This window comes from Photorhabdus kayaii, assembly GCF_025384895.1.
Classification (GTDB): domain Bacteria; phylum Pseudomonadota; class Gammaproteobacteria; order Enterobacterales; family Enterobacteriaceae; genus Photorhabdus; species Photorhabdus kayaii.
Window position 1 is genome coordinate 25,782 of record NZ_JAJAFZ010000004.1, and the last position, 12,421, is coordinate 38,202.

General features: G+C 41.9%; 10 protein-coding genes. 3 read left to right on the forward strand and 7 right to left on the reverse strand.

Going from position 1 to position 12,421, the window contains the following annotated elements; genetic code table 11:
- Positions 1–76: 76 nt before the first annotated feature.
- From LGZ98_RS02580 to LGZ98_RS02600, 5 genes are all read right to left on the reverse strand, one after another.
- Positions 77–268: a hypothetical protein gene (locus tag LGZ98_RS02580; RefSeq protein WP_146748082.1), complete on the reverse strand. Its 192-nt coding sequence runs from the start codon at positions 266–268 to the stop codon at positions 77–79.
- A gap of 130 nt (positions 269–398) precedes the next feature.
- A complete protein-coding gene (locus LGZ98_RS02585; RefSeq protein WP_113042059.1) occupies positions 399–2,108 on the reverse strand; it encodes a solute:sodium symporter family transporter in 1,710 nt (569 codons plus the stop codon).
- A 116-nt stretch (positions 2,109–2,224) separates the two neighbouring features.
- Positions 2,225–3,211, reverse strand: a complete 987-nt coding sequence (gene iolG, locus LGZ98_RS02590; protein ID WP_113042058.1) for an inositol 2-dehydrogenase — start codon at positions 3,209–3,211, stop codon at positions 2,225–2,227.
- 365 nt (positions 3,212–3,576) lie between these two features.
- Entirely contained in the window at positions 3,577–5,511 is a 1,935-nt protein-coding gene (iolD, locus tag LGZ98_RS02595; protein WP_262977669.1) for a 3D-(3,5/4)-trihydroxycyclohexane-1,2-dione acylhydrolase (decyclizing), read from the reverse strand.
- 16 nt (positions 5,512–5,527) lie between these two features.
- The gene (locus LGZ98_RS02600) at positions 5,528–7,039 is read right to left on the reverse strand and encodes a CoA-acylating methylmalonate-semialdehyde dehydrogenase (protein WP_262977670.1); all 1,512 of its coding nucleotides are present in this window, start codon (positions 7,037–7,039) and stop codon (positions 5,528–5,530) included.
- Between the two features lie 303 nt (positions 7,040–7,342).
- On the opposite strand from LGZ98_RS02600, the gene LGZ98_RS02605 reads away from it, so the two are divergent.
- The 3 genes from LGZ98_RS02605 (at position 7,343) to LGZ98_RS02615 (ending at position 9,117) form a co-directional block, all read left to right on the forward strand.
- Positions 7,343–8,176 (forward strand): MurR/RpiR family transcriptional regulator, encoded by an 834-nt coding sequence (locus tag LGZ98_RS02605; RefSeq protein WP_112877881.1) that lies wholly within the window; start codon positions 7,343–7,345, stop codon positions 8,174–8,176.
- A gap of 212 nt (positions 8,177–8,388) precedes the next feature.
- The gene (locus LGZ98_RS02610; RefSeq protein ID WP_229015649.1) at positions 8,389–8,745 is read left to right on the forward strand and encodes a hypothetical protein; all 357 of its coding nucleotides are present in this window, start codon (positions 8,389–8,391) and stop codon (positions 8,743–8,745) included.
- A 183-nt stretch (positions 8,746–8,928) separates the two neighbouring features.
- A complete protein-coding gene (locus tag LGZ98_RS02615) occupies positions 8,929–9,117 on the forward strand; it encodes a helix-turn-helix domain-containing protein (protein WP_262977691.1) in 189 nt (62 codons plus the stop codon).
- Between the two features lie 153 nt (positions 9,118–9,270).
- Here the strand turns inward: LGZ98_RS02615 and LGZ98_RS02620 are convergent, their stop codons facing one another.
- Positions 9,271–10,809, reverse strand: coding sequence for a peptide MFS transporter (locus tag LGZ98_RS02620; protein WP_262977671.1), 1,539 nt, complete (start codon positions 10,807–10,809; stop codon positions 9,271–9,273).
- Positions 10,810–11,381: 572 nt separating this feature from the next.
- Positions 11,382–12,323: a Kdo(2)-lipid IV(A) acyltransferase gene (locus LGZ98_RS02625; protein ID WP_262977672.1), complete on the reverse strand. Its 942-nt coding sequence runs from the start codon at positions 12,321–12,323 to the stop codon at positions 11,382–11,384.
- Positions 12,324–12,421 lie beyond the last annotated feature (98 nt).

Sequence of the window (12,421 nt, forward strand, 5' to 3'; positions counted from 1 at the left end):
AACATTAGTTCCAAGTTGTGATCTGATAAGGATTTTTAGGTAACATCTCGTTATATAGGGTTAATTTTCTAATGAATTAGGTACTATTCAGAGGTAAGAGCAGAAAAAGTAGAATATTAGAATTTTTGTTCCATTTATGGTTTGGTATATATGAAGTGTGTTGGTTAGCAAAGGGAGCGGTTATATCTCCAGGATTTCCTCTTTCGAATATATACCTGTTATCTTTCAAGTTGCCTCTTTGTTGGCTGCACTCGCTCACCCCGGTCACATAGTTATCTATGCTCCCGGGGATTCGCTCCCTTGCCGTCGCGATCCATCTTGAAATCCATTGGGTATAGGGAGCAGGGAAATCCTGGTAGTAGGTTATTCTGATAATAATGTTGGAGTAATAAAGTCAGTTAGTTATCTTTATTAGGTTTTTTTTGCGTACTATTTATTACAAGTTTCCTGAATAGCATTTTACCTATCTGGTATAGCGCATAAGATAGTATTAGTGCAGCAAATAGGTAATAAATAATCATAATTACCTTGGGAACATTATGTGCGAGAAATATGTATATGGAAATTGAACATAATGTAATTAACCATGCAACCGGCTTCACCATAGACCACGGCGTAATATTTACCTGTTCGGTATAAACATCTGTAAATGGTTTAGCTGGAAAAAAGTAGCCAATAGTCAACATGAAAATAACATTGAGAACAAATAAAATACCAACCAGATGAAAAAAGTGCAGGTCAATTTTTAAAATGAAATTACAGATAATGTAGGCGGACATACCAAATAATAGGCCAAGTTTAGCGGCAATAGGCGGCACTCGTTTAGTCATCAGACCAACTAATACCACGCTGAGAATTGGCGCGTTAAAAATCCCCTGTAATTGTTGAATGAGATAGAACAGACCATCCGGTGCATTAGCGACTAACGGTGCGACGATCATAGTGATTAACGCTAGCCCGATCCCCAAATATTTACTCATAGCGACTGTTTGCGTTTCGGTGGCATTTTGGTTGATTCGCTGTTTGTAAATATTGACGATAAACAGTGTTACAGATGAATTAAGTCCGCCGCTGAATGTGGAAAATACCGCACCAACGACCACAGCGGCAAAGAAACCAACCAATACTTCCGGTAGAATTAAATGTACTAATTCTGGGTAAGCGTTATCTGGATTATCTATTTGTCCTTTGAAAATATGGAAAGCAATAATGCCCGGTAGAATAATAATAGACGGCATGATGAGTTTAAGTAAAGCACACAACATGACGCCTTTTTGTCCTTCTGCTAGATTTTTCGCACCAAGGGCTTTCTGAACAATGGATTGGTTGGTACACCAAAAAAACATATTGGAAACAATTAGGCCGGTAAATAGCGTAGAGAAAGGAACCAGAGAATCTTCACTGCCGATGGAGTTAAATTTATCAGGATTAGATTGATAAACTTCAACTAATCCTTGCCAGGCATTGCCATTGCCAACATAGAGTAGGGCAAAAATAGTTACCATTAATCCGCCAACGATTAAGCCAATGCCGTTAATAGTATCCGCGGCGGCAATGGCTTTAATACCGCCAAAGATGGCATAGACCGCACCTAATCCACCAACGCCCCAAACCATAACCCATAGCGCTGTAGTTTTATCAATACTGAATACATTGGAAACCTGGAATAGACTTTCCAATGCAATTGCACCGGTATACAGCACAATGGGGAGTAGTGAAATGATATACATAGCCAGGAAAAGAATTGAGGTAATGAGCAGCGTATTTTTATCAAATCGGCGTTCAAGATATTCCGGGATGGTTGAAATACCAAGTCTCAGATATTTAGGCAGGAAATAAATAGCGAATAGAACGATTGTCACAGCGGCTATTACTTCCCAAGCCATAACGATAAATCCGGTTCGGAATGCTAATCCATTCAAACCGATTAAATGTTCTGTGGACAGGTTCATCAATAACATAGAGCTACCAATATAAACACCTGTGAGAGATCGTCCGCCAAGAAAATAGCCTTCAGTAGATTCTGTCAGACGAGCATTATGGGTTTTGTAATAAGCGAAGCCAGCCACTAATAGGGTAAAACCAATAAATGAGAGAAAAGCTAACATACTATCCTCCAAGCCTGATTGACTGTTTTCAGGCAGCAATATGCTGACGGGAAAGTGGCCTTTCCCGTTTTTAGGGTGAAAATAAATGTGAGTTAGTTAGAGATAATAGGGCTGCTTTATAATCTGATTTCTTTACCTGAATGTAGGGATTCGAGAGCTTTATCGGCCAGATAAAGTGCCTGTTCGCCATCAGCGCCACTGCATTCTGGTGTGGCGCGACCAGCCATGACATCGACAAAATGATCCCATTCAGCAATGTAGGCTTCCCGGTAACGTTGCAGGAAGAAATGCTCTGGCTTGGCGGTTAAACAACCGCTGTTTTCCCAAAGCTCAACGCTGTTTTCTTTGATGTTACCGGCGCTAAGCAGCCCTTTTTCACCATGTAATTCAATCCGTTGGTCATAGCCATACCCGGAACGGCGGCTGTTGGTAATGGTTGCCATTGCGCCTGATGGGAATTTCATAACAATAAAGGCAGTATCGATATCACCTGCTTGCCCGATAGCTGGATCAACCAGGTTACTGCCTTGGGCGTAGATCGAGCAGGGTTCCTCACCGATAATAAAACGCGCCATATCGAAGTCATGTATTGTCATATCCCGGAACATACCACCAGAAACTTTGACGTATTCAGTGGGGGGAGGAGAGGGATCGCGGGAAATAATCAGCAAAGATTCAGCTTTTCCTATCGTACCAGCATCAAATAGGGTTTTTACTCGACGGAATTGCGGATCATAACGACGGTTAAAGCCAACAAATAGAGGCACCTGATATTGTTTAACGGTTTCAAGGCAATGACGAATACGTTCAATATCAAGATGAACCGGTTTTTCACAGAAGATTTTTTTATGATGTTTTGCTGCGAGTTCAATTAGGTCTGCATGAGTGTCTGTTGCTGAGGCAATAAGAACACCATCTATTTCAGGGTCAGACATTGCCTGTTCAATAGTTTGTCTTTTTGTTTGGTATTGCTGTACTAAAAGTTCAGCACTTTTCTGATCGGGATCGACAACCGAATAAAGACAAGTTTTTTTATGATGAGAGATATTCACTGCGTGTACTTGCCCAATTCGTCCCGCGCCAAATAATGCAATATTGAACATGGATGCTCCTTGATACCTAAGTATCTGCTTATGAGATACTTTAAAATATATCAAATAAAATATTTATTTCAAATTATCAATATTTGGAAATTATGTTTTTGAGTGCGGCGTAGCATTTTGTTAATAACAATATTAAATTTGTGTTAATTAGATCACGTAAAGTAAGATTGATACTGGATGGAATGGAATATTTGTCCTTTAAAAACAAATTATAATATGCACTCGACTCAGTATATGGTTACGCTTAGTGATAGAGATTAATGAAAGGAAAAGAGTCACTTATTTTCAGAATAAAAATTTCAAAAATGGCATTGAAAACGATGAGGAAAGGGAAAATGGCCTGCAAGATAACAGGCCACCAATTTCTAGTACTGACGTACTTTGGTTGCAACCATCTCCTTTATTTTCTTTGCGGCAGATTCTATAGCTGGGTTTTCCGCGACTTGTGCTGTGCCTACTCGCCACCATGATTCATAATCATGCGTCATTGTTTTAGGTAACACTTTGATATCTATGAGTACTGGTACCGTCTGTTTTTGGGCTTCCTGTAACGCACAAAGCAGTTGTTGCTCATCGTGGACTCGGTAACTTTTGCAGCCGTAGCTTTCTGCATTTTTGGCGAAGTCGACTTTAATCAGTTTGCCATCCATGTTGCCGCTTTCTGGGTTACGATAACGATTTTCTGTTCCGAAACTGCCCATCCCTTGGCTCATTTGCAGATTATTGATGCAGCCAAATCCCGCGTTATCAAATAGCAACACGGTGATTTTGATATTTTCCTGTACTGCGGTTTGCAGCTCTGAATGAAGCATCATATAAGCGCCATCACCGACTATGGCATAAACCGGTTGGTTGGGGCAGGCTAGTTTAGCGCCAATAGCAGCGGCTATTTCATAGCCCATACAGGAATAGCCATACTCAAGATGATAGGTATCCGGTTGTTTGGGTTGCCATAATCGCTGTAAATCGCCAGGGAGGGAACCTGATGCGCCAACAATAATCGCTTCGGGCTCAAGATATTTGTCTAATAATCCCAATACGCTAGTTTGTGTCAGGCGGGTTTGTAATGTTTGGCTGTACTCTTCCAATTTATCATCGAGATGACCGGGAATTTCTGGTGTGAAATCTACCTGATACTCAATGTTGAACAGACGATTTAACTCTTTTCTCCATGTTTCCCGTGCCTGATGAATCTCATCTTGATAACCACTGCGATAATTCAATTTAATAAGTTGTTCTGCAATAGCGTTTAACCCTGCTTGGGCGTCTGATACAACGGGTATTGCATCCAGTTTGCAGGCGTCGAATTCCGCTACATTGATAGTGAGAAATTCAACTTCTGGGTGCTGAAATAGCGATTTGGATGCAGTGGTGAAATCAGTAAACCGGGTGCCAACGCCAATAATCAAATCGGCCTCTTTGGCGATCAGGTTGGCAGCAAGACAGCCTGTTGTGCCTAAGCCACCACAATTAAGGGGATGGTCGGCAATTACGGCGCTTTTACCTGCTTGTGTTTCAGCAAAAGGAATATTGAAGTGTTCTGCGAACTGACGAAAAGCGTTATGAGTTTCTGAATAGCGCACTCCACCACCACAGATAAGTAAAGGTTTTTTCTTGCGGTTTATGAGTGCCACCGCATCGTTAATCATGGCGACAGAAGCAGGACGGCGTTCAATGCGGTGAATTCGTTTTTGGAAGAAATAGTCAGGAAAATCCCAAATCTCGCCTTGGACGTCTTGTGGTAGGCAAATTGTGACGGCACCAGTATCGGCTGGATCGGTCAGAACTCGCATCGCATTAATCATAGCGCTCATTAGCTGTTCTGGTCTGGAGATACGATCCCAATAACGAGAAACAGGGCGGAAACAGTCATTGGTGCTGATAGTATGGTCGTGGAACTGTTCAACCTGTTGTAAGACTGGATCAGGTTGACGGCAGGCGAAGAGATCACCGGGTAATAACAGCAGAGGAATGCGATTAGCTGTGGCAGTTGCCGCAGCGGTTACCATATTGGCGGAGCCAGGGCCAACAGAGGAGGTTACGGCAAAAATCTGTTTGCGCTTTTTCTGTTTAGCAAAACCTGTGGCGATATGGGCCATACCTTGCTCATTGCATCCTTGGTAAACGGTCAAGTGACCAGGATCTTGCTCCAGTGCTTGCCCCAATCCAACAACATTACCGTGACCAAAAATGGTAAAGATTCCTCTGATGAATGGGTATTGCTCTCCGTCTGCTTCCACATATTGCTGGTTCAGGAATTTCACCAATGCTTGAGCTGCTGTCATTGTTGATTTGTTCATGTTACAGGACTCCATTTTATTCCATTGTTGGCATCACAAAATTGCTGGAATGATGTTCTAGCCTGATACTTGCTGGCCAGCGGCTGGTAACAGTTTTCATGCGGGTGTAGAAGCGAACGCCATCATTACCGTGAACGTTAAGTGGGCCAAAAATTGAGCGTTTCCAGCCCCCGAAGCTGTGGAAGGCCATTGGTACCGGAATGGGAATATTGATGCCTACCATACCCGCTTGTACATCTTCGCTAAACTGGCGAGCTGTTTCTCCGTCGCGGGTGAATATCGCGGTACCATTACCATATTGATGGCAGTTAATTAATGTTAGCGCGGTGGCATAATCGGGTACACGGACAATTGACAGAACAGGACCGAAGATCTCTTCTTGATAGATTTTCATCTCTGGCGTGACATTATCGAACAGCGTCGGGCCAATAAAATAGCCATTTTCATAACCGGGAACCTTGAGTTGACGGCCATCAATTAACAAGCTGGCCCCCTGTTTTTCGCCACTATCGATGTAATCACAGATTTTAGCTTGGTGTTGGGCGGAGATAACGGGACCCATATCGTTTTCTGTAGTTGCGACAATACCGGGACCGACAGATATTTTGTTGATCTGTTGACGTAATTTTTCAATTAATGCATTTGCCGTTTCATCCCCAACCGCTAATACAACAGACAGTGCCATGCAACGTTCACCTGCTGCACCAAATGCTGCACCTGCAATAGCACTGCTAGCCATATCGAGATCGGCATCTGGCATCAGAATACAGTGATTTTTTGCGCCTCCCAACGCCTGACAGCGTTTCCCGTGAGCTGAGGCGGTAGTGTAGATATATTCAGCGACAGGCGTTGAACCCACAAAGCTGACAGCTTGCACGTGTGGATCTGTTAGTAGTATATCGACGGCTTCTTTATCGCCGTTGATAACATTAAATACGCCATTGGGTAAACCGGATTGTTTAAGTAGTGATGCTAATTCAAGCGCGAGAGAGGGATCTTTTTCTGAAGGTTTCAATACGAAAGTATTCCCTGTCGCTAATGCAATAGGAAACATCCACATAGGAACCATTGCCGGGAAGTTGAAAGGGGTAATGCCAACACAAACGCCTAAAGGCTGCATTAATGAATGGCTGTCCACTCCTGTCCCGGTATTCGCGGAATGTTCACCTTTTTGTAGATGAGGGATGCCACAGGCAAACTCAACGACTTCCAGGCCACGAGTTAATTCACCGATAGCATCTGAATAGATTTTTCCGTGTTCTTCTGAAATCAATCGTGCCAGTTTGTCTATATTAGCTTCCAGTAATGTTTTGAACTGGAACATGACACGAGCACGTTTCAGTGGTGATACTTTAGACCATTCTCTGTAAGCTTGATGAGCGATTTCAATTGCCTGTTCAACTTCATGGGCTGTGCTTAGTGCTACCTGACGTATCTGTTTTCCTGTTGCTGGATTGAAAACCGGCGAAAAACGGGTGCTATAACTGGGAATAAGTTGCCCATTAACATAATTCTGTACCTGTTCCATTCTGAGCCTCTTTTGCGGATTTGATGTTAGTACTGAATCGGAAACTTTGATAATAGATATATGAAATATATGTTTTATTTTCAATGTGATTTGGAACAAAAGGCAATTAATGTGATCGGAGTAAAGTTTTTATGAATTACCGATAATTAGATGACTAATTAGATGTTAATCAATATAGTGGTAATAATAAATTATTACAATGAATGGATTATGTATTTCATTTTTAACTATAAAAATGAAATATGATTCAGCTTATACGGTAAAACGATTACAATTGCTGGCGATAAATTTTATGGGGGATTTATGTCTGTCGCATCGAATCTGAATGAATTTCAAGAACAAGTCCGTTCACGCTATAGTGAATTGAGTAAACGCCTGCAACAAGTAGCTCGATATGTGCTGGATAATACCAATAGTGTCGCTTTTGATACTGTTGCTGTGATTGCCAGAGAAGCTGATGTTCCTCCATCAACATTAATTCGTTTTGCTAATGCGTTTGATTTCAGTGGTTTTAATGAAATGAAACAGCTATTTCGTATGCATATGGTGGAAGAAACCGCCAGTTATGCAGACCGGGCCAGATTATTTAGAGAACTGGATGGCGAACAGGAACTGCCAGAAGACCCTCAGCATATTTTGCAGGAATTTGCTCGTTCAAATGTGCAGGCTATGCAACAGTTAGCTGCCAGAACAGCCCCCGAAGATTTAAGGAACGCGGTAGACTTATTGGCTCAAGCTAAGAATATTTACATTATTGGGCTGCGTCGTTCTTTTAGTGTGGCGGCTTATCTTTCTTATACATTGAATCACCTGGAATGTCGCCCTTTACTCGTGGATGGTTTGGGGGGAATGTTCAGGGAACAGATTAATTTAATTGGGGAAGAAGATGTTGTTGTTTCAATCAGTTTTACCCCTTATGCAGAAGAGACACTGATGGTCAGTGAACGGGCGGCAAAAGCCGGGGCAAAACAGATTGTGATTACAGATAGCCAGATTAGCCCGCTTGCCAGTTTTAGTGATGTTTGTTTTGTGGTTAAAGAAGCACAGGTGGAAGCATTCCGTTCTCAGTCTGCTACTTTGTGTTTAGTGCAATCTTTGGCGGTTTCTCTGGCTTATCGGCAAGGAAACTTGATTTAATTGTGTATATTCCCGATGAACCTCTAATGACTATTGACCCGCAAATTACGGCGGGTTAATGCTTTATCAGGTCAGTAGAAAGCACATAATTTAAATAGAGTGTAAACCTGATATTGATAACTGGTTTGTTAGACATAAATGTTGTTGATTCTTATTGGTGATAATTATTTAATAATTATTCTGAGTTATGGTTTTGAAAAGGGATCAATATGATGAGTAAAGGATCGCGTTATATTTTTGTCATTCTATCTGCAATTTCTTTCCAGGCATTTGCCTCAAATTTTGACTACAAAAGTGATATTCCTGCTGATAATAAGCCATCTGCGGAATATTTGAAGAAACGGGAAAATCTTCAACCTAAGCATTGGGATGTGGATAAACTCATTACGGATAATAATGCGGTGGAGAAGCGGGAACTGGCAAGACAGATGAAAGAAGATGAACTTAATCGGAAGAGCCGAGAGTTTAATGATCGTGTCAATGAGAAAATCCGTCAGGATCTTGAGCGTACTGCGCGTATTAAAGAGAATAACGGTATGACCAGAAGTAACTTTTTTGATCGGGAATAACCGTGACTTAAAGCAACTCGACAGTGAATTGAATCCTAAAGCTAGCAAGCCTGCCTATAAATTACAAATTGATCTTGGCGTGTTGGGCGTTAAAAGCTCAAGCGCCCAGATAACTGTGCATTACACACCTGAATAATTTTAATGCAACAGGGATGACCAATGGCTTATTTGAAAACGTGTCGGATGGAATTTGCCTACAATTTGTTGGCTTACAGTGATAGGACTTTGGCTGACATTGCTTTTCTGTCTGGTTATGCCTCCCAGTCAGCTTTTACCTTTGCATTTAGTCAACATTATGGTTGTATTCCAGCAATGTATGTGTTTCTAAGAACACGAAATTTACGCGTTGAAATACGTAAAGCCATCTTATGATGAGATGGCTTTACGTGAGTGATATACCCAATGGATTTCAAGATGCATCGCGACGGCAAAGGAGCGAATCCCCGGGAGCATAGAGAACTATGTAACCGGGGTGAGTGAGTGCAGCCAACAAAGAGGCAACTTGAAAGATAACGGGTATAAATATTATTGAGCTTTCGCTTCTGATTTATCAGCACTATTCAGCAGGCGTCGAATAGGGACAATTAATACCATTAATACGGCTGCACAAATAACCAGAGCAAAAGATACACGGGAGAATAGATCAGGTAGGTTGTCCAGTTGGTCAGCGCGCACATGTCCACCAATTAAGCCGGCAGCTAGATTACCCAAAGCACTTGCACAAAACCACAAGCCCATGACCTGACCACGCATTCGGGATGGGGCCAGTAGCGTCATCGTTGCGAGCCCAATGGGGCTAAGGCACAGCTCACCGAGTGTCAGAAACAGAATACTTGCGACCAGCCAGAGTGGAGAAACAGCTTCACCTGTTGCTAATACATTCTGGGCCGCTAGGATCATTAGACCAAAACCACCGGCACCGAACAGAATACCAATAATGAATTTACTGATACTGCTTGGGTTAATATTACTTTTGGCCAACGCAGGCCAGAGCCAACTGAATACGGGGGCCAGTAGGACAATAAATAGTGCGTTGATTGATTGGAACCATACTGTTGGGATCTCAAATCCCATCACTAAGCGATTAGTATAATCATTGGCAAACAGGTTAAATGAGGTTGGTTTTTGCTCGAATGCAGACCAAAAGAAAGCAGCAGATACCAACAGAATAAAACAAACTAACAGGCGGGAACGGTCACTACTACTCAAACCAGCAAACAGGAACAGATAGATAAAGTAAAGTGTTACACAGGATGAGATGACATAGACCATCGTGCTGGCTACGGCCACTGGATTAAATGGAATGATACCGAGGGCAAGTAGGGCAATGATCGCTATCATAGCGAGAATAGCGGTAAAAACCCATTTGCCGACATTTTTACGTTTGACTGTAGGGCGATCCCAGTTTGAATCCAATCCCCCCTCTTTGTCATAACGGCGCATCAGGGGAACCGCGTAGAAGCGGAATATCAGTAGAGCAACTAGCATTCCTAGCCCACCAATACCAAAACCCCAATGCCAGCCATAGTCTTGAATTAATAAGCCGGTAATTAATGGAGAGATAAAGGAGCCGAGATTAATCCCCATATAGAATAGGGAAAAACCACCATCACGGCGTGGATCATCTTTTTTATACAGTGTGCCGACCATCACGGTGATACAGGTTTTAAATAGCCCGGTACCTAATACGATCAGTAGTAAACCGATAAAAAACAGGTGATGACTCAAGAAAGCGGAAAGAGCGATAGACAAGTGCCCTAGTGCAATAATGATTGAACCATACCAGACTGCTTGACGTTGACCTAACCAATTATCCGCCAGCCAACCACCGGGTAGTGCGGTCAGATAAACACTGCCTGCAAAGATACCGACAATGGCAGCGGCCTGTTCACGAGGAATACCCATACCACCATCATAGATGGTTGCAGCCATGAATAAGATCAGCAGTGGACGAATGCCGTAGTAAGAGAAACGTTCCCACATTTCTGTGAAGAACAAAGAACTTAATGGATAAGGATGCCCAAAGAAAGTTCTGGTTTTCGTATTGTTAATGGAAGATTGCATCTAAGTTTTCCTATAAGACTACACTCTAAGAGTGCAGTGTGTGTGACAAATAAAGCTTTTAACAAGCTCTTTCAAATTTAGGTTTAGAGCAAACAAAAAAGCCACGTTGTTATTAAATGATATCCTGTTTTGTTAATATATTTTTAACATATTTTTCGGTCAATTTTATTAACAAGTAAGATATCTCTTACTTTATATTTCATTTTTCAGAGCAAAATCCGACATAAATCTCATTTCTCATCATTGATTGGTTAAAATGAGGATAAGACCTATTGACTTACTTCTATTTATATTCGATGTCTTTTTATGGGGAAAATATTTTAAAATAATAAATTAAGTAATAACTATAATAATATATCAGGCATCTTTTCAAAGGCTAGATATTAACGGTGATAGTGAAAGGTAAAAAAAGTAAAGTAATCTGATTGTCAACTCAGTATTTATTAGGAGACAACAAAGAGGTAACTTGAAAGATAACGGGTATATCAGTATTGAGATGAGATAGTGAATTATTGGGGGATACGAAAGCAATTATGGCTGCTTCTTGGGTGAAGAAACAGCCATGAATAAATTTAATGAACTTTATCAGCTTGTCCGTACAGAGAAGGCATCCCCTTAGGCCGGGTTTTAAAGCGACGATGCAACCACATATATTGATCAGGTGCCTGTAAAATTTCCTGTTCGACAACTCTATTCATGAAAGCAGCCGCTTTCACTTCATCGTCTTTTGGAAATCCTGCCACTGCCGGTTGAATAATCAGTTCATAACCTTTTCCATCAGGCAGACGACGGGGAGTAAATGGGATCATTGCCGGATCAGCGAGGCGCGCAAGTATCGATGTGCCTGTGGTGGTTGCAGCGTGTTCTACAGCAAATAGTGGTGCAAATACGCTTTTTCGTGGGCCGTAATCATGATCGGGGGCGTACCAGACAACTTCGCCATTTTTCAGACAGCGGATCATGCCTTTGACATCTTTTCTATCCAGCATATATTTGTTGGAGCGCAGTCGTCCCCATGTTTGTAGCCAATCCATAGCTGGATTATCATTTGGTCGGTAGACTCCAATTCCAGGATTGAGCAAACCGAGAATGCGGGCACCGAGTTCCAGCGTCAGGAAATGGATACCAATAACAATAATTCCTTGCCCGGTAGTTTGAATTTTCTGAATGTTTTCTCGCCCAGTAACTTTAAACCAGCGTTCTATCCGCCAGTCAGGCCAAAACCAAGCCATACCCGTTTCAAATATTCCCATTCCGACGGATTCAAAGTTTTTTATTAATAGCGCGTTGCGCTCCTCTTGTGGCATATCAGGAAAACATAGCTCAAGATTTCTTTCGGCAACTTTGGCACGTTTTTTCAGAAAGCGCATAGAAAATCTGCCCAGACGAGTGCCTATCCGGTAAATAATGGGGTAGGGGAGCAGAACCAGTAAGTAAAGCAGACCGATACCAAACCACGTAGGCCAATAACGGGGATGAAGTAGTGAACGTTGAAAAGAAGGTGCTTGTATCATGGATTCTCAGGTTTTTATAGTTCCAATAAGATGGACAAAACAATTTCCTTATTGTGACATTTTTTGACGGGATATCGAAGTTTTCAAGTATGAAATGT